General features: G+C 69.0%; 22 protein-coding genes. 8 read left to right on the top strand and 14 right to left on the bottom strand.

The features are described 5' to 3' along the window. The first annotated feature begins 5 nt into the window (after window positions 1-5). Window positions 6-1,490 carry an efflux transporter outer membrane subunit gene (locus tag CBM2594_RS03200; RefSeq protein ID WP_116357670.1) on the top strand — a complete coding sequence of 495 codons (1,485 nt, stop codon included), beginning with the start codon at window positions 6-8 and terminating at the stop codon, window positions 1,488-1,490. A gap of 18 nt (window positions 1,491-1,508) precedes the next feature. Here the strand turns inward: CBM2594_RS03200 and CBM2594_RS03195 are convergent, their stop codons facing one another. The 6 genes from CBM2594_RS03195 to CBM2594_RS03170 are packed head-to-tail and all read right to left on the bottom strand — an operon-like array spanning window position 1,509 to window position 8,009. Continuing rightward, complete coding sequence (locus tag CBM2594_RS03195; protein ID WP_116355570.1) at window positions 1,509-4,778, bottom strand: pilus assembly protein; 3,270 nt, start codon at window positions 4,776-4,778, stop codon at window positions 1,509-1,511. Window positions 4,779-4,818: 40 nt separating this feature from the next. Then, window positions 4,819-5,376 (bottom strand): pilus assembly PilX family protein, encoded by a 558-nt coding sequence (locus CBM2594_RS03190; RefSeq protein ID WP_116355569.1) that lies wholly within the window; start codon window positions 5,374-5,376, stop codon window positions 4,819-4,821. Window positions 5,377-5,408: 32 nt separating this feature from the next. Further along, complete coding sequence (locus CBM2594_RS03185) at window positions 5,409-6,470, bottom strand: PilW family protein (protein WP_116355568.1); 1,062 nt, start codon at window positions 6,468-6,470, stop codon at window positions 5,409-5,411. Next, window positions 6,467-7,099 carry a type IV pilus modification protein PilV gene (pilV, locus tag CBM2594_RS03180; RefSeq protein ID WP_116355567.1) on the bottom strand — a complete coding sequence of 211 codons (633 nt, stop codon included), beginning with the start codon at window positions 7,097-7,099 and terminating at the stop codon, window positions 6,467-6,469. The genes CBM2594_RS03185 and pilV overlap by 4 nt, the downstream gene beginning before the upstream one ends. After that, a complete protein-coding gene (locus tag CBM2594_RS03175; protein ID WP_116355566.1) occupies window positions 7,096-7,590 on the bottom strand; it encodes a GspH/FimT family pseudopilin in 495 nt (164 codons plus the stop codon). The genes pilV and CBM2594_RS03175 overlap by 4 nt, the downstream gene beginning before the upstream one ends. 2 nt (window positions 7,591-7,592) lie before the next feature. Further along, a complete protein-coding gene (locus CBM2594_RS03170; RefSeq protein WP_232346551.1) occupies window positions 7,593-8,009 on the bottom strand; it encodes a type IV pilin protein in 417 nt (138 codons plus the stop codon). A 403-nt stretch (window positions 8,010-8,412) separates the two neighbouring features. On the opposite strand from CBM2594_RS03170, the gene CBM2594_RS03165 reads away from it, so the two are divergent. Beyond that, the gene (locus CBM2594_RS03165) at window positions 8,413-9,321 is read left to right on the top strand and encodes a MurR/RpiR family transcriptional regulator (RefSeq protein WP_116355564.1); all 909 of its coding nucleotides are present in this window, start codon (window positions 8,413-8,415) and stop codon (window positions 9,319-9,321) included. 15 nt (window positions 9,322-9,336) lie between these two features. Here CBM2594_RS03165 and CBM2594_RS03160 read toward each other — a convergent pair whose 3' ends face one another. The 5 genes from CBM2594_RS03160 to CBM2594_RS03140 all read right to left on the bottom strand — a co-directional run bounded on the left by CBM2594_RS03160 (window position 9,337) and on the right by CBM2594_RS03140 (window position 14,315). After that, window positions 9,337-10,275, bottom strand: a complete 939-nt coding sequence (locus CBM2594_RS03160) for a glutamate/aspartate ABC transporter substrate-binding protein (RefSeq protein ID WP_198048088.1) — start codon at window positions 10,273-10,275, stop codon at window positions 9,337-9,339. A 301-nt stretch (window positions 10,276-10,576) separates the two neighbouring features. Then, complete coding sequence (locus CBM2594_RS03155) at window positions 10,577-10,924, bottom strand: hypothetical protein (protein WP_116355563.1); 348 nt, start codon at window positions 10,922-10,924, stop codon at window positions 10,577-10,579. Between the two features lie 48 nt (window positions 10,925-10,972). Then, the gene (locus CBM2594_RS03150) at window positions 10,973-12,457 is read right to left on the bottom strand and encodes an HdeD family acid-resistance protein (protein ID WP_116355562.1); all 1,485 of its coding nucleotides are present in this window, start codon (window positions 12,455-12,457) and stop codon (window positions 10,973-10,975) included. A gap of 107 nt (window positions 12,458-12,564) precedes the next feature. Beyond that, window positions 12,565-13,068: a two pore domain potassium channel family protein gene (locus CBM2594_RS03145; protein ID WP_116355561.1), complete on the bottom strand. Its 504-nt coding sequence runs from the start codon at window positions 13,066-13,068 to the stop codon at window positions 12,565-12,567. A 215-nt stretch (window positions 13,069-13,283) separates the two neighbouring features. Next, window positions 13,284-14,315 (bottom strand): collagen-like protein, encoded by a 1,032-nt coding sequence (locus CBM2594_RS03140; RefSeq protein WP_116355560.1) that lies wholly within the window; start codon window positions 14,313-14,315, stop codon window positions 13,284-13,286. 469 nt (window positions 14,316-14,784) lie between these two features. On the opposite strand from CBM2594_RS03140, the gene CBM2594_RS03135 reads away from it, so the two are divergent. Next, on the top strand, window positions 14,785-15,033 hold the full coding sequence (locus CBM2594_RS03135; RefSeq protein ID WP_116355559.1) for a hypothetical protein: 249 nt from the start codon (window positions 14,785-14,787) through the stop codon (window positions 15,031-15,033). An 83-nt stretch (window positions 15,034-15,116) separates the two neighbouring features. Here CBM2594_RS03135 and CBM2594_RS03130 read toward each other — a convergent pair whose 3' ends face one another. After that, on the bottom strand, window positions 15,117-15,458 hold the full coding sequence (locus CBM2594_RS03130; RefSeq protein WP_116355558.1) for an RcnB family protein: 342 nt from the start codon (window positions 15,456-15,458) through the stop codon (window positions 15,117-15,119). Window positions 15,459-15,884: 426 nt separating this feature from the next. Between CBM2594_RS03130 and CBM2594_RS03125 the strand changes: the two genes are divergently transcribed. Then, window positions 15,885-17,057, top strand: a complete 1,173-nt coding sequence (locus tag CBM2594_RS03125) for a GGDEF domain-containing protein (protein ID WP_116355557.1) — start codon at window positions 15,885-15,887, stop codon at window positions 17,055-17,057. A gap of 66 nt (window positions 17,058-17,123) precedes the next feature. Here the strand turns inward: CBM2594_RS03125 and CBM2594_RS03120 are convergent, their stop codons facing one another. Further along, window positions 17,124-19,205: a 3-hydroxyacyl-CoA dehydrogenase NAD-binding domain-containing protein gene (locus tag CBM2594_RS03120; protein WP_116355556.1), complete on the bottom strand. Its 2,082-nt coding sequence runs from the start codon at window positions 19,203-19,205 to the stop codon at window positions 17,124-17,126. Between the two features lie 60 nt (window positions 19,206-19,265). Further along, a complete protein-coding gene (locus CBM2594_RS03115) occupies window positions 19,266-20,630 on the bottom strand; it encodes an MFS transporter (RefSeq protein ID WP_232346550.1) in 1,365 nt (454 codons plus the stop codon). A gap of 532 nt (window positions 20,631-21,162) precedes the next feature. Here CBM2594_RS03115 and CBM2594_RS03110 point away from each other — a divergent pair. From CBM2594_RS03110 to CBM2594_RS03095, 4 genes are all read left to right on the top strand, one after another. Next, window positions 21,163-22,347: an acyl-CoA dehydrogenase family protein gene (locus tag CBM2594_RS03110; RefSeq protein ID WP_116355554.1), complete on the top strand. Its 1,185-nt coding sequence runs from the start codon at window positions 21,163-21,165 to the stop codon at window positions 22,345-22,347. Window positions 22,348-22,404: 57 nt separating this feature from the next. Beyond that, window positions 22,405-23,544 carry an acyl-CoA dehydrogenase family protein gene (locus CBM2594_RS03105; RefSeq protein WP_116355553.1) on the top strand — a complete coding sequence of 380 codons (1,140 nt, stop codon included), beginning with the start codon at window positions 22,405-22,407 and terminating at the stop codon, window positions 23,542-23,544. A 228-nt stretch (window positions 23,545-23,772) separates the two neighbouring features. Continuing rightward, a complete protein-coding gene (locus CBM2594_RS03100) occupies window positions 23,773-24,729 on the top strand; it encodes an ABC transporter permease (RefSeq protein WP_116355552.1) in 957 nt (318 codons plus the stop codon). After that, window positions 24,729-25,664, top strand: a complete 936-nt coding sequence (locus tag CBM2594_RS03095; protein WP_232346549.1) for an ABC transporter permease — start codon at window positions 24,729-24,731, stop codon at window positions 25,662-25,664. Before CBM2594_RS03100 ends, CBM2594_RS03095 begins: the two co-directional genes overlap by 1 nt. The last annotated feature ends 7 nt before the right edge of the window (window positions 25,665-25,671 follow it).

Here is a 25,671-nt window from a genome sequence, read left to right as displayed (position 1 = left end):
TGGCCATGCAACGACTCACGTCCCTGTTCGCCGCCGCGCTGCTGTGCGGCTGCGCGGTCGGCCCCGATTTTCGCGCGCCTGCGCCGGTGGACGACGCCGGCTACGTGCCGGGGCCGCAGCCGGTGGCGACGGTGGCGGCCGACGGTGCCGACGCGTCGGGCCAGGCTCACGCGCAGGCGCTGGCTGCCGGCGCCGACGTCCCGGCGCAGTGGTGGACGCTGTTCCGCAGCCCGGCGCTGGACGCCACCATCCGCGCCGCGCTGGCGGCCAGCCCGACGCTGGCGCAGGCGCGCGCACGGCTGCTCGAGGCCCAGGAGAACCTGGCCGCCCGCACCGGCGCGACGCGCTGGCCGGCGATCGACGCAAGGCTGGACACCGCGCGCCAGCAGGTCGATTTCCAGTCGATGGGCATCACCGCGATCCCCAGCCCCGGCCCGTTCACGCTTTACGGCGCGACCGTGCAGGTGTCGTACGCGCTCGACCTGTTTGGCGGCCAGCGGCGCGAGCTGGAAGGCCTGCAGGCCGTGGTGGACTACCAGCGCTACGAACTGGAAGCCGCGCGCCTGGCGCTGGCCGCCAACGTCGCCACCGCCGCCATCCGCGAAGCCGGCCTGCGCGCGCAGCTGGCCGATACCGCCGCGGTGGTGGCGGCGCAGCAGCGCCAGCTCGGCATCACCGAGGCCCGGCTGCGCGCGGGCGGGGTCGCGCGCGTCGAGGTGCAGCGCCGGCGCGCCGAGCTGGCGCAAACCCGCGCGCTGGTGCCGGCGCTGCAGCGCCAGCTCGATGCCACCCGGCACCAGCTCGCGGTCTACACGGGACAGACCCCGGCGTCGGCCGCGTTGCCGGAATTCCAACTCGACGCCCTGCACCTGCCCGATACGCTGCCGCTCAGCCTGCCCGCCACGCTGGCGCGGCGCCGCCCCGATATCCGCGCGGCCGAGGCGCTGCTGCACCAGGCCTCGGCCAATATCGGCGTGGCCACCGCCAACCTCTATCCGCAGGTCACGCTGAGCGCCAGCGCCGGCACGCAGGCCACCGCGGCGCGCGACCTGTTCAGCAGCGTCAACGTCTGGAGCCTGGCCGCTGGTCTGGCGCAGCCGGTGTTCCGCGGCGGCGAGCTGCGGGCGCGCAAGCGCGCGGCGCAAGCGGCTTATGAGCAGTCGCTGGCAGCCTATCGGCAAGCCGTGCTGCAGGGGCTGCAGAACGTCGCCGATGCGCTGCGCGCGCTCGAAGCCGACGCCGCCGCGCTGCGCGAACGCGCCGACAGCGCGCGGCAGGCGCGCGATACCTTGGCGGTGGTGTCGGAGCAGTACCGCCTTGGCGGCGTCAGCCAGCTGGCGCTGCTCGATGCCGAGCGGCAGTCGCGCCAGGCCGCGCTGGAACTGGCGCAGGCGCGCGCCGACCGGCTCGCGGATTCGGCGGCGCTGCTGCAGGCGCTGGGGGGCGGGTGGTGGCAGGAAGACGCCGCGATGGCGGCGGCGCCGCGCTAGCGGCGCGCAAATCCAGGCTTAAGTCTTGTCGCTCTGCGTGTACCAGTAGGTGCGCTTGCGCTTGCCGGCGCTGGCGGGCTTCACTTCCTGGCCGCCCAGCGAAGACTTGTCGTCGCCGCCGGCGCCGCCCGCCTTGCCGCCGCCGATCAGCACCGGCACCAGCCGGGTCGAGCCATCGGTCTGCGTGACCGACACCATGCCGAACACCGGCGACGGCGGCAGGCCGCCGTTGTCGAAGGTGACATAGCGCGGCCCGTTGTTCATGCCCAGCCCGGTCAGGAACGACACCGCGTAGCCGCGCGCCACGCCCAGGTCGGGGTAGCAGGCGCCGGGCAGCATCTTCGAAGGCGTGTTGGTGCCGAAGTAGGTATAGCCCGCCACCGTCAGCGGCGCATTGACCGCCTTCTCGCCGAATTCCAGCGACAGGTAGAAGCCGCTCGCCGTCGCCGTATCGCGATAGGCCACGCTGGTCGCATCGACGAGATCGGCCGCCTGGACCGCGGTCCACGTCGAAGGCAGCCTGCCGTCGACGTTGGGGTCCTTGACCATGAAGAAGCGGTTGCGCACGTTCTGCGCCGCGCCCGGGGTCTGGCTCAGCGAATACAGCGGCTTCTCGCGGTCGCCCGAGGCGATCATCACCGCGTCGTACTTGCCGGTGGCAACCACATCGGGCGGGTAGAGGAACTTGCGCGCGTCGTTGGTGTTCACCGCGCCGCCCAGTTGCGCGAGCTTGCCGACGGTCCATGTAGACGGCACGTCGGTCGCCAGCGCGCCGAAGTCGATGCGCCAGAGATTGCCGCCGACGTCGCCGACGTAGGCCTTGTCGGCATAGCCGTCGCCGTTGCGGTCGACCACGGCAACGTCGGACGGGATCGCGCGGCTGTCGATGGTGACGCAGGTGCCCGTGGCAATGCCGGCGCAACTGGCCAGCGCGGCCCAGACCACGTCGCCGCTCGCGGCGTCGAGCACGATCACGCCGCGGCCCTGCCGGTTGGTGGCGCCGGCATTGCCGCCCAGCGCCGGGTCCGAGTCTTCGCCGTCGGGGTCGTAGCCCGCGCCCATGATCAGCACGGGCCTGGGGTAGCCGCGCACGCGCATCACGCGCGGCTGCGACCAGGTCTGGCCCAGCTCCGGGATGTCGGCGCTGGTCTTGCTCCACAGGTACTTCGGCTGCGCCGGATCGCTGACGTCCAGCGCATAGATCAGCCGGCCGCCGCGCCGCGCGGTCAGGTAGATCGTCACTTCCGGCGCGGCCGGGTTGCTCAGGTTCTGGTAGACCGTGGTGGTGCCGTCGAAGAAATAGTCGCGCGGCGCGAACTGGACTTCGGCGGTGTCCTGCGGGCTGCCGGTCAGCCGCACCTCGGGCGAGTTGTGGTAGAGCCGCGCCAGCTTGCCGTAGAACTCGGGCGCGACGAAGCCCCACAGTTCGCCGCCGGCGCGCACCGTGCCGGCGCTGGTGGAAATCGCGCCGGTGCGGTTGCCGTTGACGGCATGGAACACGCCGTCATTGGCGCCGTAGAACACCACCACGCCGGTGCTGCCGCCGTAATCGACCACCACCGGGCGCGAGTGCAGCACGTCGCCGTGGATCGAGCCGCGCACCGTGACGTTGCCGCCGGGGCCGGGCTCGGCCTCCTTCTTCGGGTCGGTGCCGGTCAACGCGGCAAAGACGTCCTTGCCGCGCACCCATTCGATCATGTTGGCCACGTCCGCCGCGGTGGATTTCAACAGCGACGGCCCGGCGCCCTCGGTCAGCGCCTTGTTGGCGGTATTGAAGCCGGTCAGCGCCGTGCTCTTGCTGCACTTGGCATTGGCGCAGGTCAGCAGCCGGCGCGCGCTCTGGCTGGTCAGGTAGTCGGCACGCAGCATTTCGCCGGCGCCGCCCTTCTCGACGACCTCGCCGTCGGGCGCGTCCTTGGCGTTGCGCAGCTGCGCCGAGGCATTCTTCCAGAAGCCGTCGGCGGGCCAGTCCGTGACGATGCTGGAACTGCCTACCTGCTTTGGCGGATCCTCGGTCCAGTAGCTGCGCGCATTGGGCGAGATAAAGCCGGTGCTGGCATTGCTGATCGCGTTCTTCGAGGTCTGCTCGGTGCCGCCCGGCACGCCGGCGTCGAGCAACACCAGGTTGCCATTGGTGTCGTAACCCAGCTTGTATTGCTTGAGGTTGCCGACCCAGCGCGGCCGTGCCTTGCCGTCCGGGCGGAACATGCCGATATAGACCTGGTTCAGGTACGAGCCCTGCCCGTTCACGCTGACCGGCAGGCTGACCGAGGCGAACACGTTGTTGACCGCCTGCATCTCGTTGAAGATGTCCTTCAGCGCCTTGGCCAGCGCGTCGTCGTCGCCGGCCCGCACCGTGAAGTTGCCGCCGCCGCCCTTGGTCGCCATGCTGTTGACGAACTCCAGGTAGTCCAGGCTCTGCTTGCTGCCGTCAGTGACGCCGATGGTGTAGGTGATGATGTTCTGGCGCGTCGCGGTGGCCGAGCCCGCGTTGTTGGCGGCGTTCAGGTCGATGCCGTTGAGGAAGCGCGCCCATTCATCGCCCCAGTTGTCGATGTTGTTGCCCCTGGACAGCGGGATCGGCGTCAGCTGCGCGGCGCTGGCGCCCGCCTCCCTGAGCTTGTTGTAGGCGTCCTGCCCGGTGTCCTGCGGCTTGCCGTTGTTGAGCGCGTTGGCGATGTAGATGATGAAGTTCTTCTGGCACGGATTGCTGATCGGCGACTTGTAGGTGGTGCCGGACAGCCCGGTCTTGCCGGAGAAGAACGCCCACGCTTCCTGCATGGCGCCACCCACCTGCGAGTTGTTGGAGCTGTCCTTGCTGCGGTCGATGCTCTTGATGAACGCCAGCATCTGCTCGCCCCCCGCCTGGTCCAGCAGCACCAGCCCGGACGGTGCGGTCGGCGGCGTGACGCTCGGGAAGCGGAACTGGGCGCCGGTGTTATTGCTGCTCCCGAACATCATCACGCCGAGGTTGATCTTGCCGGTGGTATTGGGGTCGCTGATCAAATCCGACACCGCCTTGTACAGCGCGCACTGCTCGGCGCCGACGTTGCTGTTCGCGTTGTTCGGCGCCACCACGCCCGGCGTTTCGCACTCGACCAGCGCATTGGCGTTCCACGCCGACGCGTTGTCCAGGATCAGCAGCACGTTCGGGCGCGCCCCCGCGTTGCTCTGCAGGCCGGTGAACAGGTCGATGTCTTCGGCCGTCGCCGCGGGTGCGGCGGCCAGCCCGAGCAGGGCCGTGGCACAGGCAGCGTAGGCGCGAAGCCGGCGGGCGGGCATGGGCATGCTGGTTCTTCCTTTCAGGATCTGGGTCTTGCCCGTGGCATCAGGGGCAGGTGGAGCCATACAGCGTGCGCACCGCCACGCCCTGGTGCACCGTCGCGACCGTGCCGGTGTTGTTGGCGTCGTTGACGGTGGCGGCGACGTCCCACTGCGTATCGTTGCAAAGCGAACTGACCACGCTGGCACCGCCGGGGCCCTCGACCAGGTTGCCGTTGCCGGTGCTGCTGCCCAGCGTGCATTCGGCATCCTCCGGGTGCTTCTCCGGGTCGATCACCTTGGCCACCGGCTTGCTGGTCACGCAGGTCGGCGCGGCCACCTGCGCCACGTAGTCCGCGGTGCCGTCGCCGGTCACGTCGACCGGCACGTCCACCGCCACCGGCGACTTGGTGAAGTCGTCGCTGATCACCTGCTCGATCGCCTGCTGCGCGACGTCGCGCGCCTCGGCGCTGTGCTGCTGGTTGGCCGCCACCTTGACGTTGATCAGCCCCGAGTTGACCATCGCCACCGCGATCAGCAGGAACATCACCATGAACACCAGCGTCACCACCAGCGTGACCCCGGATTGCCTGCGGCACAGCGCGCCGTCGCCTGACTTCATCATGGTTCTCTTCGCAGTGTGGTGCCGGTGCGGCGTCATTGCTCGCGCAACCCGGCCACGTTGACCAGCCGCGCCACCTGGGCGTAGACGTGGCGCTTGTAGCCGTCGTTGAACGGCCCCGCGGCCGCCGCGCGGCCGAGTTCATAGGTGCGCTTGTCGGTATGGCCGCCGCTGGGCTTGAGCGTGCGCGCCAGCAGGTGCACGCGCACGGTGGTGACATTGGCCAGGTTGTTGATCGGCACGCCCCAGTCATAGCCCGGCACGGCGGTGCACACCGCGCTGTTGTCGGCGCGCGGGTCGGTCACATAGCAGTCGGCGGAGCCGTTGCTGTCCTGGTCCACCCCGTATTGCACATGCAGGTCCTGCACGCCCTGCGCCACCGAGCGCGACTGGAACGCGCCGTTGACCAGCTCGGCCATCTTCAGCGTGGGAATGCCGTCGCCGCCGTTGCTGCAGCGGTCGCAGCCGGCCAGGTAGAAGATGCGCACCATGGCCCGGCGCAGTTCGGCCGGCTGCGCCGCATCGCAAGCCTTGGTGCGCAGCCCGAAGGCCGCCGCGCCGCTGGCATCGAAAACAAAGCCCTGCGCGTCCTGCGCGCACGCCGAGACCTGCAGGTAGGCCGATCCCGGCGCCGGCGCCGCCACCGGCGTGGTCGACACGCGCCGCACCACCAGCACCTCGGAGCCCGGCGCCAGGTCCGGCAGGCATGGGGCGGCGACGCCGGGCGCATAGCCGGCCAGCGCCACCGGCACGGTTTCGGCGGCGGGCGAGAAGCCCAGCGCGGCCGGGTCGGTCGCGCACAGCGCCGGCTCAGCGGCCTTGTTGCCGCGCGCGATATTGCCCACGCCGAAGAACCCCGCCAGCTCCACTTCGCGCCGGATCTGCTCGAGCGCGTAACGCCCGTTCTCGACCTGTTCGGCCGACTTGGCGAACTCGGTGCGAGACAGGCTGTTGGCGTAATACAGGCTGGCCAGCGCGGTCAGCAGCACCAGGCCGATGGTGATGCCGATCATCAGCTCGACCAGCGAGATGCCGCGCTGGCGCAGGCGCGTGGCGCGGCGCCGGGATGCAGGCACGGGCGAACGCAGCGCGGTCATGACACGGTCCCGAGGGTGCCGATGCGGATCTGCGTGCTGACCGCGCGGCGATAGGCGTCGTTGCCGTACTGGTCCTTGCCGCACGCCAGCGCCGGCGCGCCGGTAGTGGCCAGCCCCTGCCATGCCACGGTGATGCGGTAGACCTGGTTGATGGCGTCGACGGTGTCGATGCAGCCGCGCGCGCCGATCATCGCGCCGACGGCCTGTGCGGGATTGCCGGCGCTGGCGCCCGGGCGCATCTCGGCGCTGCCGAGCAGGGCCGCGTTCCACGCCTGCAGGTCGGCGTTGGCGGTGGCGTTCTGCGCGGCGCTGCCCTGCGTGCACGCGGCCGGCGGCGCGGCCGCGCTGCCCAGCTGCATGCCGGCGGCGCCGTTGGCATAGCACGCCGCCACCTGGCGGTTGGCATTCAGGCGCGCCGCCATGTCCTGCAGCAGCGCCAGCGCCTGCACGCGCTGGTAGGACTCCATCTCGGTCTGCCCCGAGCGCGCCACCAGTCCGGCGGTGCCCAGCAGCGCGACCAGCAGGATCACCACCGCCACCAGCACTTCGATCAGCAGGAAGCCGGCCTGCGCGCGGCGCGCACGCGGGCGCCGCCGCGGCGAAGGCGTGCGCGAAAGGATGCGCGTCATGTGCAGGCTCCGGTGGTGGAGGCGATGCGGCCGGTCTCGCTGACCTGCACGCACACGCGCGCCGTGGCCGCGGTCTCGCCGCTGGGCGCAAGCTCGAAGGTCATCGCCGCGCCGGTCAGCCGGCCGTCGTTGCCCAGCGCCAGGCCGCCGGCCGCGCTGGGCGTGATGGTCAGGCCGCCATAGGGACCGAACGAGCGTACCGTCTCGGCGCCGGCGCTCACGGTCCAGCCGGCGGTCCAGGCGGCGCCGGCCGGTGCCAGCGCGACCGTGGCATTGCGCTTGACCGCCTCGCTGCGCGCCAGCACCAGCGCCGAGGCCAGGTCGAGCGAGGCGCTGCGCACGCGCTGGCCGGCGATCAGCGCGGCAAAGGAAGGCGCCGCCGCGACCGCCAGGATCGCCAGCACCGACAGGGCGCACAGCAGCTCGATCAGCGTAAAGCCGCGGCAGGCGGGCCGGCGCCGGGCATTGGCGCGGGAAGGAGTGGGCCGCATGGTCAGTTCCAGCAGCCGGTGCCGGCGCCGGACGCGGATTTGGCGCCCGCGCTGGTCAGCGTCAGCGTGCCGCAATCGGTGTCGCTGAGCTGGCTGCCCTTGGGCGCCGCGACGATGCGGTAGCCGGGCGGCGGCGCCGCATTGGGGGTCACGGCGACGTCGTAGCGGGTATCCAGCCCCGCGGGCACCGACATGCCGAGCGCACCGAGGCTGGCGGCATAGGCGCGGTTGTCGACCAGGAAACGCTCCTGCGCGCCCGAGACCTCGAGCATGAACGACTCGATCGCCGCGCGATTGGAGCGCACCACGTAACGGCTGTAGTTGGGAATGGCAACGGCGGCCAGAATGGCGATGACCGCCACGGTGATCATCAGCTCGATCAGCGTGAAGCCATGCGGCGGCCTGCCCCGGCATGGCATGCCGGCAGCCCCCTGAACCCCGCCGGGCTGGATTCCGATTGCGGATCCGACCCCCGGGATGACCCTGAATATGACCCGAAACGGCGAGTTGACCCTCCCGCCGTGTCGCACTGCCGGGCTTCTGTGTCCCATGCTCGCGCTCCGATACTCATTATGTTCCGGACGACCTATTTCCGGAGGTTATGGCGCGGAGTGTAAGTGACGATCTGTTAAGCGGGTAAGGAAATTGCGATGCCGACGGGTCGGCGTTGTAGCGAACAGACAGTCGCGCAGGCCGGCCGCATCCCGGGCATACAGCTTCGGCCCGCGCGCGACGTTAACCCCGCCAGCCCCCACACCGGCGCGGCACGCGGACGGGCGCACCTGTGCAACAATCGTTACAAAGACCGAATCCGGAATGCCCATGCCGCCCGACAGCCTAACCCCATCGCCGCAAGCGCCGCCGCAGGACCTGGACGCCCTGCTGGCGCTGCTGCGCAGCAGCTTCCCCACGCTCAGCACGCAATTCCAGGGCGGCGCCCGCTACCTGCTCGACCATCCGCAGGACGTGCCGGTGCTGTCGATGCGCAAGATCGCGGCCAGCGCAGGGGTGCAGCCGGCCACGCTGGTGCGGCTGTCGCAGCATCTGGGCTTCGAGGGCTGGCAGGCCATGCGCGAGCTGTTCGTCGACGCGCTGCGCGGCGGCACCCAGCCGTATGCACGCCGTGCGCGCAAGGTAGTGCGCGAAAGCAGCGCCGGACGCATGCTGGGCGAGATGCTTGAAGCGCAGCACCAGAACCTGGACCGGATCGCCGCCAGCAACGAGAAGACGCTGCCGCAGGCGGCCGAGCTGCTGTCGCACGCGGCCTGCGTGCATGTGGCCGGTTTTCGCTCGTGCTTCCCGATCGCGTTCACCTTCCACTATGTCTACCGGCTGTTCCGCAGCACCGTCCACCTGATCCGCGCCGATGCCGGCACGCTGGAGATGGAGTTGCGCGGCCTGGCGCCCAAGGATGCGGTGGTGGTGGTCAGCTTCGCCCCGTACTCGCAGGAAAGCATCCGCGTGGCCGAGGCCGCGCGCGCATGCGGCTGCAAGGTGATCGCGCTGACCGACAGCACGGTGGCGCCGATCGCGCTGGCGGCGGACTGCACACTGCTGTTCTCCGTGGAAAGCCCGTCGTTCTTCCCGTCGATCACGGCCGGCGTGGCCGTGGTCGAGGCGCTGGTCGAACAACTGCTGGCGCGCAAGGGCAAGGGCGCGATCCGCGCGCTGGAGCAGGCCGAGGGCGAACTGCACCGGACCGGGGCGTATGTGACCGCCGGACGCGGCTGAGCCGGCCCGCCGCGCTTAGTCGAATGCCTGGTCGTTGGGGTTGGCGTAGGCCTTCTTCAGCGGCTCGCTCATCGGCAGCTCGAAGTTCACATGCTTGGGCGGCACCGGCGCGGCAAACCACCTGGCGTAGAGCCTGTTGATCTCGCCGCTGCGGATCAGCCCGGTGATGGCGCCGTCGACCACCTGCTTGAAGCCGGGATCGTCCTTGCGCATCATGAACGCGTAGGCCTCGAATGACTGCGGTGTGCCCACCACCGCCCACTCCGCGGGATTGGCCGCGAGCGTGCGCGCGCCGGACAACAGCACGTCGTCCATCATGAATGCCGCCACCCGCCCGGACTGCAGGATCAGGAAGGACTCGCCATAGTCCTTGGCGCTCTGGATGGTGATATTGGCCTGCTTCTCGTCATTGAGCCGGCGCAGGATGCGCTCGGAGGTGGTACCCGCGTTGGTCACCACCGCCTTGCCGGACAGGTCGGTGAAGTCGCGCACCAGGCTGCCTTTCTTTACCAGCAAGCGCGTGCCCGCAACGAAGAAGGTGGTCGAGAACGCTACCTGCTGCTGGCGCGACTTCAGGTTGGTGGTGACGCCGCATTCCAGGTCGACGGTGCCGTTCTGCACCAGCGAGATCCGGTTCTGCGAGGTCACCGGCACCATGCGCACCTGCAGGCCGGGCACACCGGTCTCGCGCTTGACCGCATCGACGACACGGTCGCAGATGTCCTGCGAGAAGCCGATCACCTTCTGGTTGCTGTCGTAGTACGAAAACGGAATCGACGAGGTGCGGTGGCCGATGACGATCGTGCCCGACGACTTGACCTTGCTGAGCGTAGGGCTGGCCGCCACGTCGGCGGCACCGGCCGCGCCTGCGCATAACGCCAGTACGGCGGCGGCTAGCGGCGCCGCAAGCGGGCGCCGGGAACTGCGCGGCCAGGTCACTCGTGCTGCTTTCATATCAGGGCTCCTTGGATAGCGTTTCGGAATGCTAGGCAAATAGCAACAAGTGTTCCATCATGGATAACCATGAAACAGTTGTATTTTCCCCGGCACGGTGAAACAGGCGGGCCTGGCGGCAGGTGGGTGCATGGCCATGGGGCGGCCTGCGCCGCACCGGTGCATGGCGAACGATCTGTGTAGGGAAAAGGCGGGCCCGGAACGGGCGAAGGAAGGGAAGGCGGAAAAGGCAACGGGCGGCTGTAGGCCGCCCGCGCTATGTATTGTCAGCTATGGCCTGCTGCAGCGAACCCCGTGCGGCTTACGTGCACTTCTCCCGGTACGCCTGCTGCAGCGACTTCTTCGGCCGGTCGCGCTCCAGTTCAGGGAGCTTGCGGCCCTGCGCGGTCTCGATGGACGGCTGGGTGGCGCGGTATTCGCGCTTGGGTGCCTGCGCGATCTGCTCGGCCAGCGCGCGGCATTCGTCCGACTGGATGCTGCCCGGCGTCGCGGACGGGTCGGGACGGTAAGGGGTGGTGCCTTGCTGCACGGCTTCATTGATCGCAGCGGCGGCGCCGCCCTGGTCCTGCCGCTGCGCATGCGCGCCGCACGCCACCGCCAGGGCGGCAATGGCGGCAATACGGATCAGGGTTCGCTGGGGTCTCGGCATGATGCATGGTCTCCTCTGGCTCGACGGGTTCAGGCAAACACCGCGAGCTTAATCGTTCGCGCCCGGCCTGGCACTATTTGCGTTGCCGGCATTGGCGGCATTGGCGGCATTGGCGGCATTGGCGGCATTGGCGGCATTGGCGGCATTGGCGGCGTGGCTGCGTCCCGCGCCGGCCTGCGCCGCGTGGCGCCAGTCCTGGCGCTGGCGCCGCATCTGCCCCAGCGCCATGCGGGTCATGCTGGCCCACCCGGACGGCCGCGGATCGGCCAGCATGCTGAGCGCGCGCGCGTAATCCAGCGTCAGGCCGGGAGTCCACGCCATGGTTTTGGCGCGCTTGCGGATCTGCGCCGCCACCCATAGCTCGGGCGTGGCCAGCAAGCGCCACAGCGGCCGCCAGCCCCTGGCCTGGCGCCAGACCCGGGCCGAAGCGCCTTCCAGCGCCGCTTCCAGCGCGTGCGAGACCGTGCTGGAGCAATTGCGGTAGGTCAGGTTGTAGGTGGTGTCCTGGCGATACGCGTCCCAGAAGCGGCGCAGGCGCCCGGGATCGTAGTTGCGGATGCGCACCTGTACCGTCGACGGGCACCAGGCGCGCGCCTCGGTCGGGTAGTCCGGCTGGAACTTGCCTGGCACGTCGTTCTCGCGGGTGGCGCGCAGGATGCGGGTGAAGTCGGCAGGCGAGCGGTCGATCTCTTCGGCCGGGTACAGACTGATGTAGATGCCCTCGGGCGATTCCAGCGCGGCATGGCCGGTGGAGATAACGCCGTCGCGGTCCACCGCGGCGATATAGCGGTCCACCAGCGGCTGGCGGCGCGCCTCGCCGCGCGCGGAGCCGACCGGGGTCCACACGTGCACCGTCAGCGCATGCTCGCCGGGCCCCGGCGGGCCGTCCCACAGGGTCAGTTCGGGCGCGTCGCCGGCGGCGTCGGAAGCCTGCGCGGCATTCTCCTGCGCCCCATCGGCCGGGTCCATGCCGGGGTTATGGTCCAGCCGGCGCAGGCGCGACGCCAGCAGCAGCAGGTTCCAGCCGCCGAAGATCAGTCCCAGGCCCAGGCAATACGGCACGGTGCCGACGTAGTGGGTAGGGTACGGCTGGTAGAAGAAGATCGCGACCACGATCTCGAACACGCCGACGGCCATCGCCAGGCGCCAGGTGCGAAAGCGCACCACCCGCGCCGACACGATCTGCAGCACGCCGTCGGCCAGGAACAGCGTGGCGAAGATCATCGACAGCAGGAAGTGGCCGTGATGGTGGCCGGCCAGGATCAGCACCGCGGCAAGGCAGAACGCCGCGCCCTTGACCTGGCGCAGCGTGCGCTGCCCGCCGATGCCGCTGCGCGCCACCACCAGCGTGGCCAGTCCTTCGAGCAGCAGCACCACCGCGAACGGCGTCATCGGGAAGTAGATGGCGTTGTCCAGTGCATCGACAAACAGCACGATGCCCAGCAGCACGCTGGCGCATCCCAGCCACAACAGGCCGCGCCAGCGCGTGCGCAGGTAGTCCACGCCCAGCAAAATCATTACCAGTCTTGCCATGTCCGTTTATCCCCTTTTTGTTGTTGGCCGCGGCGGGCGGCTCCTGGTTTGAGTACAGACCCAATGCGCAGCGGCGCAGAGGAAAGCCGGAACGATGGCGCCAGACGTTAGCCGCGGCGATGCTTGCCGCCTTCGTCTTCCAGTTCCCAGTCGCGGCGCATCATGACGTAGGTGAACGAGGTCGACCAGCCGATCAGGATCAGGCCGACCAGCGGCTCGATACTGGCGATCAGGCGGGTGGCGCCCACCGGAACGATATCGCCCAGGCTCTGCGTGGTAAAGGTTTCCAGGGCGAAATAGGCATAGAGCAGCGCGCCCGGCTGCGCGCGCACGCCGGAGGCGTCGACGCCTGGCACCGCCACGCCGACCAGTCCGCCCAGGCCCAGCACGCGGTCGGCGAACCAGAAGCCCGCGGCGAACAGCAGCGCCTCGAGGCAATGGACCAGGATGATGCAGACGATCAGCACGCCGATATTCATGCGCCCGCTCCAGCGCCGCGGGTGCATCGCGGACAGCAGGCGCAGCGCCTCGTAGTGGATGCCGACCACGGTCACGGTCAGCACGGCGGCGCACAGCAGGGCCAGCGAATAATGTTCGGCGGAGGTTTCCATGCGCGGGGGCGCTCCCGTATGGCGTCGGTGCAATCGGGATGATACGGATCAGGCCGGGCAAAAAAATGACGCCCTCCAAAATAACACCAGAGGGCGTGGGAGAAAACCAGGACGCGCTACGTGGCCCGCGCGCGTCGTGCGCCGGCGGCCCTGGCAGAGGGTCTGGGCGGCCTGGCGGCCGCGCTGTCAGGCAGGGCGCGGTGCGGGGCCGTGGTTCAGTCGCAGGGCTTGCACGACAGGTTCACGTACAGCCCGCCGTTCCAGTTGAAGGCCTTGTTGCCGCTGACCTGCACCTGGACCACGTCGTTGGCCGCCACCGGCGTGGTGGCCGGCGCGGAGCAGCTGCGCGTGTCGTTGTCGAGCACGCATTGGGTCGCGTCGGTGATGGGCTGTACGCTGACCTGGTCCAGCGCCGTGCCGCTCGCCACCCGGTGCGCCGTGACCGTGTACTGCGCGTGGGACGGCACCTCGCCCGCCAGGATCGCGGTCAGCGTGAAGCCGCCCTCGCAGGCCACCGGCATCACCGCGCCGAAGTACGGGTCGGTACTCTGCAGCGTCAGCCCGGAACCGGTCATGACATAGGTGCCGACGCCGCCCGGCGGGGCCGTGACGGCGAAGTTGGCGGTATAGACGGCGCCGCCCTTGCCGGGCTCGCCCGGCTCACCTTTCTCGCCGGTCTCGCCTTGCGGGCCCGGATCGCCTGGGTCGCCGGGGTCGCCCTTTTCTCCCTTCTCGCCCTTCTCGCCCTGCCCGCCTGTCTCTCCGGCAGGCCCTGCGGGCCCGACCGGGCCGGTCAGGCCGACCACCGAGATCCCGGCGGGCCATCCTTCGGCCGTCTTCGGGCCGAACAGCGTATTGGTGGTGGTATTCAGGTAGAAGCTGCCCACCCCGCCGTCGGCGGCGGTCGGATCGGCCGCGCCATGCAGCAGCGTCGCGCCCGGCGCCCCGGCCACGCCCTGCGGGCCGACCAGCGACACGCCGGCGGGCCACTCCCCGCCGGCCTTGGGGCCGTGGAGCGTCGAGCTGGAGACATTGAGGTAGAAATCGCCATCCGTGCCCATGTCCGCGGTCGGCGCATTGGTGCCGGACAGGATGGTCTTGCCATTGGCGCCCGCAGGTCCGGGCACGCTGGCCGCCGGGCCAGCCCCGGCGGTGTTGGAATCGCCACCGCCGCCGCCGCAACCGGCGAGCAGCATGGCAAGGCAGGCGAGCGGAATCGCCGCGCGTTTCAGGTCGAGATGTTGCATGGTGGAAGCCCCCCGGTTTTCATCGATGGAATTCCCGGTGCGATGCCGGGTAGCTCCAATCTAGAAAGCGAAGCGACTGCGATAAATCGGGCATTGGCATGGGCTGTTTCAACCCTGAAGCGCCAGCGCAAACAGCAAAAATGCCGCGGCATGGCCATGCCCGGCAGCCGGGCCGGCTTGCGGAAATACCCGTGAAAATGCGGGAAAATGCCATCGGAGCGCCCGCATCCGGCGCCGGCGCTGGCTTCGCCCAAACGGTTGAATAAAGGATGAATTGCGAATGGGATGACCCGTGGACGACCGGCGCGGCAGCGTTCAGGAAAGAAACAAATAATCGCGATTTACCCCTTCAAGGGGGTTATGTCCTGCGCCGCCGGAATCCGGCCCTGTCGGCATCGGCCGGCGTGCCGGCGACGGCGGGGGCCATGCACTATGCTGAAGACTCCAACCGCTCTGCGTGGAGGCCACTGTGCGCAAGTTCCTTCCCATCGTCACGGCCATCGTGCTGTGCGGCGCCACCGGCATGGCATTCGCCCACAACTGTCCCAACGAGATGAAAGCCATCGACGCCAAGCTGTCGACCAAGCCGGCGCTCTCGCCCGAAGACGCCGCCAAGGTCTCCAGGCTGCGCGCCGACGGCGAGGCCTATCACAAGGCCGGCAAGCATGATGAATCGATGAAGTCGCTGCTCGAGGCGAAGAAAATCCTGGGCATCTGACAGCCGGTGCCCGCTGCAAGACAAAACCGCCACGCGTCCAGGCGTGGCGGTTTTTCATTTTTTCCGCGGATGCGGGAACGGCCTCAGGAGCCTGACCCGACCTGCTGGATCACGCCGTTGGGCGCCACCAGGTAATATTCCGCGCCGATCCCGACCCAGCGCGTACCCTTGCGCGGCGCCGGCAGGTTGTACTGCTTGTAGTCGTCGATCACATACTGGCGGTCCCGGAACTCGGTGGGCAGCCGGTCGCCCTTCTTCCACTGCTGCACCTGCACATACGGTGAGCTCTGCGCCGCCGGCGCGGACGCCGCCATGGGATCGGTCATCGGCCTGGACGACCTGGCACCGCCCTGCGCCATCGCGAACGGCGCCGCCAGCACGCTTGCCGCCAGCAACAGCACTGGCATCGCTTTCTTGGTCTTCATCGTGATCTCCTTGCGTACGGGAAAACCGAACTGCCGGAGGATCCGACAGCATCTACCAGATTAGTCACAAATGCCGGCAAGCGGGCGCTTCGCGGCGCGAGGCCCCTTCGGACGCGCACGGCAATGCCGGCACGCCGCGGGGCTGGTTGTTCACAATTGTTTGCCTGGCAGGCCCCCATTGGGGGGGCGCCGCTGGCGCCACCGGTGTCTAGAATGCCTGCACAGAAACAATTTGTTACGAGCGGTTGCCGTCCAGTTCTCTGGCTGCGCGCCGCACTGCGGGCCCCTTCGACGGCGCGACACAGCGCGCGTGCGGGCGCATGCCGCTTTCCATGTTCCCTGGCTTACGCGCCTTAACGAGCTTTGAGGCGGCTTTGCACGCGGGTTTCATCCCTGCCAGAGAACACCAAGACAGGGGACTCTTTCGTGTTGCACGATGCCGGTCGATTCCTGGCACTGGTCAATCCCGCCATTGCCTTGCTGCTTGCGCTCTGCTTCCTGTTCGCATGGCACCACGAGCGCGCGCGGTCCCACCTGCTGCAGGCGAGCGCCTGCTACCTGCTGTACGCCGCGGCGATCGGCATGCAAGTCCTGCTGCCGCCGCGCGACGCGGGTGGCCCCGCCACGATCATCGGCGCGCTCTACCTGGGCAGTGCCGTGCTGCTGCTGCACGCCATGCTGGCGCGCATCGGCGCGCGCCCCGACCGCTGTGCGGCGGTGGCGCTGCCGCTCGCCTTGTTCGGCATGCTGGCGTGGTTCGACCTGGTCCAGCCGAGCCTGCTCGCCCGCGTCTACATCCTGAACGTCGGCGTCGCGCTGATCCTGCTGCCGGCGCTTGCGCCGCTGGCCCCCTTGCGCACCGGCCGCACCGTGGACCGCGTGCTGTTCTGGGTGTTCGTGGTGTTCGCGCTCCAGTTCCTGCCGCGCACGCTGCTGACGGCGGCGCCGCCCGGCCTGCAGGACCCCGCCGTGCTGCCGCGCACCGCCTACTGGCTCTGGCTGCAGGCCACGCTGACCTTGCTGCTGCTCACGCTGGCGCTGGCGCTGCTGGCGGCGACCGCGCAGGACGTGATCGACGACCTGCGCCATGAACGCGATACCGATCCGCTGACCCAGCTGCACACGCGCCGCAGCCTCGAAGCGCTGGCGGCGCACCAGATCCCGCCGCGCCCCGGCGAGAAGCTGAGCGTACTGCTGTGCGACCTGGACTACTTCAAGTTCATCAACGACAACTACGGCCACAGCGCGGGCGATGCGGTGCTGACGCAGGTCGGCCGCATCATCGCCGCGGGCATTCGCCGCCGCGATATCGCCGCGCGCCTGGGCGGCGAGGAATTCGTCGTGCTGTTGCCCGACACCCCGCACGACGCGGCGCTGCAGCTCGCCGAGCGACTGCGCCAGACGCTGGAGCAGACCAGCATGGAGGCGCTGCCGGGCATGCGCAACGTCACCGCCAGCTTCGGCGTGGCCACGCTGCGGCCCGGCGAACACCTGGAAGCGCTGCTGATGCGCGCGGACAACGTGCTCTACGCGGCCAAGAACAACGGCAGGAACTGCGTCGAGTTTGAGCGGGAGGCCGGCTTGGCGGCGCTGGCGTGAGGGCGCGGGCGGGTGCCTGCATGTGCCAGCGCTGCGCCGCAGCAGTGCCGTGTCGCGCCCCGCTGCCTACTTCAGATCGGCAAACCGCTTGCCGCGCGCCGCCAGGTCTGCCAGCAACGGCGCGGGCCGGAACTCCTCGCCGTGCGTTTCCTCGTACTGCTGCAATGTCCGCACCACCTTGTCGAGCCCTGTGGTGTCGGCATAGAACATCGGGCCGCCCCGGTACACCGGCCAGCCATAACCGTTGGTCCAGATGACATCGACATCTGACGCCCTCAACGCCTTGCCTTCCTGCAGGATCTTTGCGCCTTCGTTGATCATTGGGAGAATGCAGCGCTCCAGGATTTCCTGGTCGGATACCGCGCGGCGGGTACGCCCCTGGCGCGCGGCGAAGTCGCGGATCACCTGCTCCACCACCGGCGACGGCCGCGCGTTGCGCTGCGCGTCGTAGTCGTAATAGCCCGCGCCGGTCTTCTGGCCGCGCCGGTCCATTTCGCAAAGGATCTCGCGCAGCGTCGAGCTGGTCGAACGCTCGCGCACCCAGCCCAGGTCCAGTCCCGCCAGGTCGCTCATCGCGAATGGGCCCATCGGGAAGCCGAAGTCATACAGCACGCGGTCGATGTCCCAGGGCAGCGCCCCCTCCAGCGCCAGGCGTTGCGCCTCGCGCTGCCGCTGCGCCAGCATCCGGTTGCCGACGAAGCCAGGGCACACGCCGACCAGTGCCGCGACCTTGCCGATCTTGCGGGCCAGCTCCATCGAGGTCCGGACCACGGACTTTGCGGTCTTGTCGCCGCGCACCACTTCGAGCAGCTTCATCACATTGGCTGGCGAGAAGAAATGCAGCCCGATCACGGACTCGGGGCGCGACGTGGCCGCGGCGATCTCGTCGACGTCCAGCGCCGAGGTATTGGTGGCCAGGATGGCGCCACGTTTGACGATGCGGTCGAGCTGGCCGAACAGCGCCTGCTTGACTTCCATGTTCTCGAACACGGCTTCGATCACGAGGTCGGCGTCGGCCAGCTGTTGCAGGTCCAGCGTGGGCGTCAGCAACGCCATGCGCGCCTCGACATCGGCGGCGCTGAGGCGCCCCTTCTTCATGGTGTTGTCGTAGTTCGCGCGGATGGTGCGCAGTCCGCGCTCGAGCGCCTGCTGCGAGGTTTCGACGATGGTGACGGGCATGCCGGCGTTGAGGAAATTCATCGCGATGCCGCCGCCCATGGTGCCTGCGCCAACGATGCCGACCCTGGCCACAGGGATCGACGGCACATCGGCGCCGATGTCGGGCACGTTCCACACCTGGCGCGAGGCGAGGAAGACGTAGCGCTGCGCCGCCGACTGGGATCCTGCCATCAGTCCCTGGAACAGTTCGCGCTCGCGGCGCAGGCCTTCGTCAAAGGGCAGTCCGACCGCGGCCTCGATGCATCGGATATTGGCCTCGGGCGCCTCGAAGCCGCGGAAACGGCGCGCGTTGGCCTTGCGGAAGGCGGCGAACAGTTCGCCATTGCCGCGCGCCGGTGCGATCTTGTCGTCAAGGTCGCGCACCTTGCGCAGCGGCCGCTTCTCTTCAACGATCAGGCGCGCAAAGGCGATGGCATCCGCGCGCAGCGTGGCATCGTCGGCGAGCGCATCGAGCAGGCCTGTCTCGGCCGCTTCGGGCGCCGGCACATGCGTGCCATAGGCGACCATCTCCAGCGCCCTTTCCACGCCGACCAGCCGGGGCAACCGCTGCGTGCCGCCGGCGCCCGGCAACAGCCCGAGGTGCACTTCGGGCAGGCCGCATTTCGCACTGCGCGCGGCAATGCGGTAATGGCACACCAGCGCCACCTCCAGTCCGCCGCCGAGCGCGGTGCCATGGATGGCGGCGACCACCGGCTTGGCGCTGTTTTCGATGGCCGCCTGCACCTCGGGCAGCCCGGGCGGCACGAACGGCTTGCCGAACTCGGTGATATCGGCACCGGCAATGAAGGTCTTGCCGGCACAGGCCAGAACGATGCCCTGCACCGCCGGATCGGCGATGCATCGCTCGACCCCCTGCAGGATGCCAGCGCGCACGGCGGCGGACAGCGCGTTGACGGGGGGCGAGTCGACGGTCAGCACGGCGATATTGCCGTCCACGGCCAGGCTGGTGACTGCGTTGATGGCGGTCATGCAAGCTCCTTTTACGTTCGGGGAGAAACGAAATAGCGGGATCGCCCGGCCATGGATGCCTCAGTCCTGCAGGCCCGCGACATCATCGGCGTGTGCGACAGCGCGCTCGGATCCGGTCCGGCGCGAGCGCGGATCGGCAATGCGAAGTGCCAGCACGAAGGCGGCCAGCTTGACCGCGATGGCAGCGACGAAGACCAGCGGGAAGTGCACCGACTGCGCCAGCAGCCCGCCGATCACCGGCCCGACGGCCATCATGCCGAACGTGGCCGTGTCGGATACCGCGAGCAGCATCGGCCGGTCCTTGCGTGCGCCGAATTCCATCACCAGGTTGTCCGCCGAGATAAAGAAGCCGCCGAAGCCCGCGCCCAGGCCGCAGAACGCCAGCAGGAAGCCCGGCAGCGTGGCGCACGCCAGCAGCCATGCCGTGGCGGCGATCCACGTGGCGATGCTGGCCAGGAACACCACCCGGTAGCCATGCCTGTCCGCGACGCGGCCCCAGGCGAGGTTGCTGCCCGTCTGCGCCAGCAGGTAGGCCAGGCTCAGGTACCCGAGCGTGGCGCCATCCAGTCCCAGCAGCCGGCCGGCGTAGATCGCATAGAACGGCATCGCCATCATCCCCAGCGCCACCAGTGCCCGCGCCACGAAGAAGCGCACGAAATCCCGGTCGGCCGCCAGCAGCGCCGGCAGTTCGCGCACGCGCCGGCCGAAGCCGGCGCGCATGCGCACGTCGTGCAGCGCCGGTTCGCGCATGCCCGCCAGCGCCGAGATCCCAAGGCTGGTCAGCACGAAGGCAGCCAGGAAAGTGGCGGCATAGCCGTTGCCGAACACGTCGTTGCCGACCAGGTAGCGCCCGCCCATCCAGGCCACCGCCGCCGCGGTGAGGCCGCCGAAGAAATTGCGCAGCGCCGTCAGCCGCCCGCGCCGAGCCAGCGGGATGATCTTGGAAGTCAGATAGTTGAAGCTGACGTTCTGCACGCCATTGAGCAGCCCGAACAGCAGCAGGAACAATGCCGCGGCCACCAGCGCGCCGCGCCCGCTCAGCCACAGCGCCGACAGCGCCAGCCCCAGGATCTGGCCGCGCACCAGCCAGCCGACCACGTAGATCAGCGGCATCACACGCTGGCGATGCTCGACCAGCGTCGCACCCCAGATCGACGAGGCGGCCATGCCGGCATATTGCGCGGCGAGCACGAGCCCGACTGTGAGTTTCGAGCCGGACAACAGGTACAGGTAGGCCGGCACGAAGGTGGGCGCGGTCACCAGCCGGAAGCCGGTCATGCCCAGCATGCCGTGGAGCAGGAATGCCTTCGCATTGCGCGCCAGGTGGCGGTCGACATGGTCGCGGAAATGCTGTTCGGCCCGTTGCTGCTCCACCTCCGCGGCTTCGCCCAGCAGCGCCCCGCTCATGCCGGCCTGCGTCGTCACGTCGTCCCCCTATGGATCCGGTCCCAGTGCGACGCCGGATACTTTTTCGTGTTTTCGGTATGGATTCGAAGAATGCTAGCACAGGCGTTCTTTTTTTGAGAGCGGCGAAGTGGCATGGTTTCGAAACCCGGCAATCGAAACGGCAGGCCAGCAGCGGCGGCCATCGGGCAATCCCGGCCGGGACTGCGGCAATGCGGTGCAGGCCCTACCGTTTCAACCATACAAGCCATGAAAATTCCGCATACTTGCAGGCTTTTTTGCTGCACCGCACTAGTCCGGCCAAGCCTTGGCGGCGGCTGCAGACATTCAATCCCGGCGTTTCCGTCCGGCTCCGGATGACAGCTCGCTGCTGTCCGCCTTAGGTTCTGGAGTATTGACGATGCCAGATGTCGCTTGTATAAAAGTTCCTGCCGCTGCGTGGCCGTCGACCTTTTTCGAAAAGTAAGACTGCTGTTGCAGTGCCCCTGATCCTGCCCGCCGCCGGGCACCAGCGCAGGACGGGGGCCCACAGGCGCACAACAAGGAGACGAGCTTGGACGCACTGGAAACGTTCCGGCAGCAGGCACGTGCCTGGCTGGAGGCCAATTGCCCACCCGAGATGCGCCTGCCGACGCAGGACGAGGAAGACATCTGCTGGGGCGGCCGCAAGTTCCGCTACCGGTCTGAAGCGCAGCGGCTTTGGCTGCAACGGATGGCCGCACAGGGCTGGACCGTGCCGGAATGGCCGCGCGAGTATGGCGGCGCCGGACTGAGCGCGGCCGAGGCACGGGTGCTGCGCGCCGAGATGCAGCGGCTGAACTGCCGCGTGCCGCTGCAGAGCTTCGGCATCTCCATGCTTGGGCCTGCGCTGCTGAAATATGGCACCGAGGCGCAGAAGCAGGAGCATCTTCCGAAGATCGCCCGCGGCGAGATCCGCTGGTGCCAGGGATATTCCGAACCCAACGCCGGCTCCGACCTGGCCGCGCTGCAGACACGCGCCGAAGACCGCGGCGATCATTTTGTCGTCAACGGCCAGAAGATCTGGACCTCGTATGCCGACCAGGCCGACTGGATCTTCTGCCTGGTGCGCACCGATTTCGCGGCGCAGAAGCACACCGGCATCAGCTTCCTGCTGTTCGACATGGCGTCGCCGGGCGTCTCCACCCGCCCGATCGTGCTGATCTCCGGCAAGTCACCGTTCTGCGAGACCTTCTTCGACGACGTGAAGGTGCCGCGCGACCAGCTGGTCGGCGAGCTCAACGGCGGTTGGAACATCGCCAAGTACCTGCTGACGCACGAGCGCGAGATGATCAGCGCGATCGGCAGCCGCGGTTTCCGCCAGCCGCTGGGGCGCCATGCCGCGAAGGTCATCGGCGTGGACGAGCGCCATCGGCTCGACGACCCGATGCTGCGCGCGCAGATCGCGCGCTTCGAGGTCGACGAGGCCGCCTTCGCCGCGGCCGGCGAGCGCGCCCGCGACCTGGCGCGGCAAGGCGAAGGCATGGCCGCGTTCTCTTCCGTGCTGAAGTACTACGGCGCGGAACTGAACAAGCGGCGCTATGAGCTGCTGATGTCGGCCGGCGGCACCGATGCGCTGGAGTGGGAAGGCGCGCGCAGCCAGGACGGTGCGCTGGCGCGGGCATGGCTGCGCACCAAGGCGAATTCGATCGAGGGCGGCACCAGCGAGGTCCAGCTCAATATCGTCGCCAAGCGCCTGCTCGGCCTGCCCGGCGCCTGAATTGCCGCCTGAATTGCCGCGCAACCCTCCACCACCCCACACCTGCCGCACGCCGCCATGCCCATCGTACTGACCGACACGCAGGAGATGTTGCGCGACAGCGCCATGACGTTCCTGCAAGAGAACGCCCCGATCTCCGCGCTGCGCACGCTGCGCGACAACCGCGACCCCGTTGGCTTCTCGCGCGAGCTGTGGCAGGGCTGCGCCGCGCTTGGCTTCGCCGGGGTGATGATCGACGAGGCGTACGGCGGCAGCGGCCTCGGCGCGGTCGAGGCCGGCGTGATCGCCGAAGCGATCGGCACCACGCTGGCGCCGCTGCCCTTCCTGTCCACCGCCGTGCTGGGCGCTGCGCTGATCGGCCGGTACGGCAGCGACGGCCAGCGTGGCGCGTTGCTGCCGGAAATCGCCGCGGGCCGGCACCTGGTGGCGCTGGCGCTGGACGAAACCGCCAGGCACCGGCCCGAGCGCATTGCCACGCAGGCGCGGCGCGATGCCGGGGGCTATGTGCTCGACGGCACCAAGGTCTTCGTGGTCGATGGCCATGTGGCCGACACGCTGGTGGTCGCCGCGCGCACCGGCGCTGCCGGCGCGAGCGACGGCGTCTCGTTGTTCCTGGTCCCGCGCGGCCATGCCGGCGTACAGGTAGAGCGCTGCGTGCTGGCCGATGCCACCAATGCCGCGCGCATCACTTTCGACGGCGCCAGGGTGCCGGCCGATGCGCTGCTGGGCCGCCAGGGCTCCGGTGCGCATATGCTGGAGCGCGTGCTCGACATCGCCCGCGCGGTGCTGTCGTCCGAGCTGCTCGGCATTGCCGATGCCAGCTTCGCGCGTACGCTGGCCTACCTGAAGGAGCGCAGGCAGTTCGGCAAGGCCATCGGCGAATTCCAGGCCCTGCAGCACCGCGCCGCACATCTTTTTGCCGAGATCGAACTGGCGCGCGCCGCCGTGCTGCGTTGCCAGCAGCGGCTCGAAGAAGGCGATGCCGACGGCCCCGAGCCCCTGGTCTGCATGGCCAAGGCCAAGGCCGGCGATACCGCCACGCTGGCGGTGCAGGAGGGCGTGCAGATGCACGGCGGCATCGGCATGACCGACGAATTCGATATCGGCTTCTTCATGAAGCGCGCCCGCACCGCGCAGGAATGGCTGGGCGACTCGAACTGGCAGCTCGACCGCTGGGCCACGCTGCGCGGCTACTGAGCGACTGAGACAGGCGGCCCCCGTCCGCAGGGGCCTGCAAGACATCACGCAACACCGAGGCGGCAACGGATGCCCCGGTTGCGGCGCCACGCGCGCGCACCGGACCGACCGCCAGCAAGGAGGCAGCATGTCGGCAAGTCCCTGGGTACCCGCATTCCCCGCATTTTCGACAGCGACCGCAGCGGCTGCCGGCAGGCCACGTGGCCGGCATGCGCACGGAGGCCGGCCATGAGTGCCTATGTCCTGCGCCGCCTGCTGGCGCTGCTGCCAACGCTGGTCTTCGCCAGCATCATCGTGTTCGCCATCGTGCGGCTGGTGCCGGGCGACGTGGTCGACCTGATGCTGAGCCAGAACGACATCAGCGCCGATACGCGCACCCGTGAAGACCTGGTGCGTGCGCTCGGTCTCGACCGCCCGATGTGGGAACAGTACCTGCACTGGGCCGGCAACATCGTGCTGCACGGCGACCTGGGCCAGTCGCTGTGGCAAGGCGAACCCGTGCTGAAGATGGTGATGGCGCGCATCCCCGCGACCTTCTCGCTGGGCGTGCTGGCCCTGGCCGTGGCGCTGACGGTGGCGCTGCCGATCGGCGTGCTGTCGGCGATCCGGCAGGACACCGCGGCGGACTATGTCGCGCGCTCCTTCTCGATCCTGATGCTGGCGGTGCCCAGCTTCTGGCTCGGCACCATGGTGATGGTATTCCCTTCGGTCTGGTGGGGCTGGTCGCCGGAAGTGCGCTACGTCCCCTTCCTGGAAAATCCCGTGCAGCATGTCCGGCAGATGCTGGTGCCGGCCATCGTGCTCGGCATGGCGCTGTCGGCGATCACCATGCGCATGACGCGGACCATGATGCTGGAAGTGCTGCGCCAGGACTATATCCGCACCGCCTGGGCCAAGGGCCTGAACGAGCCGCTGGTGATCCTGCGGCATGCGCTGCGCAATGCGCTGATCCCGGTGGTGACGCTGATCGGCCTGCAGGCACCGCTGCTGATCGGCGGCGCCGTGGTGATCGAGCAGATCTTCGTGGTGCCGGGCATGGGCCTGCTGCTGCTCGATGCCGTGCACCAGCGCGACTATCCGCTGATCACCGGCGTCTTCCTCGTGGTCGGCGTCGCGGTGATGCTGATCAATCTGCTCGTCGACCTGAGCTATGGCCTGTTCGACCCCAAAGTGAGGCACCGCTGATGGCACCCCAGACCGTCGATCCGCAAGCCGCCGCCACCTTGCCCGCCACGCTGCCTGGCGCCCTGCCCCGCTCCGACCGGCAACGCCAGCCTCGCTTTGCGCTGCTGCGGCGACTGTTCCGCGACAAGCCGCTGGGCGCCGCCGGCGCGGTGATCTGCGCGGTGTTCCTGTTCTGCGGCGTGTTCGCCGACCTGCTTGCGCCCTATGGCATGAACGAGATCAACATGATGGCACGGCTGCAGCCGCCCTCGTGGGCGCATCCGTTCGGCACCGACAACCTCGGCCGCGACATGTTCTCGCGCTGCCTGTACGGTGCCAGGCTGTCGGTGGTGATCGGGCTGTCGGCGGCGACGCTGGCCACGGCGATCTCGCTGGTGCTGGGTATCCTGACCGGCTACCTGGGCGGCAAGTTCGACCTGGTCGTGCAGCGCATGGTCGATGCGTGGATGAGCTTTCCCGACCTCGTGATCCTGATCGTGGTGGTGTCGGTGCTGGGCCCGGGCAGCTGGCAGATCGTCTGCACGCTCGGCCTGCTGCTGGGCATCGGCGGCTCGCGCATCGTGCGCAGCGCGGTGGTGTCGGTGCGCGAGAACATGTACGTGCATGCGGCGCAGTCGATGGGCGCGTCGACCGGCCGCATCCTGTGGCGCCACATCCTGCCCAATGTGCTGCCGCCGGTGATCGTGCTGTTCACCACGCGCGTGGGCACCGCGATCCTGGCCGAATCCGGGCTGTCCTTCCTCGGCCTCGGCGTGCCGCCGCCGGCCCCGACCTGGGGCGGGATGCTGTCGGGCGACGGCCGCACCTTCATGTTCCAGGGCCCGTGGCTGGCGCTGGCGCCGGGCGCCTGCCTCACGATCGTGGTCTATGCGATCAACGTGTACGGCGATGCGCTGCGCGACCTGCTTGACCCGCGCATGCGGGGCAGCCGCTGAGAACAGC

This window comes from Cupriavidus taiwanensis, assembly GCF_900249755.1.
In the GTDB taxonomy this organism is placed as follows: Bacteria; Pseudomonadota; Gammaproteobacteria; order Burkholderiales; family Burkholderiaceae; genus Cupriavidus; species Cupriavidus taiwanensis_D.
This window is presented reverse-complemented; position numbering and strand designations above follow the sequence as displayed.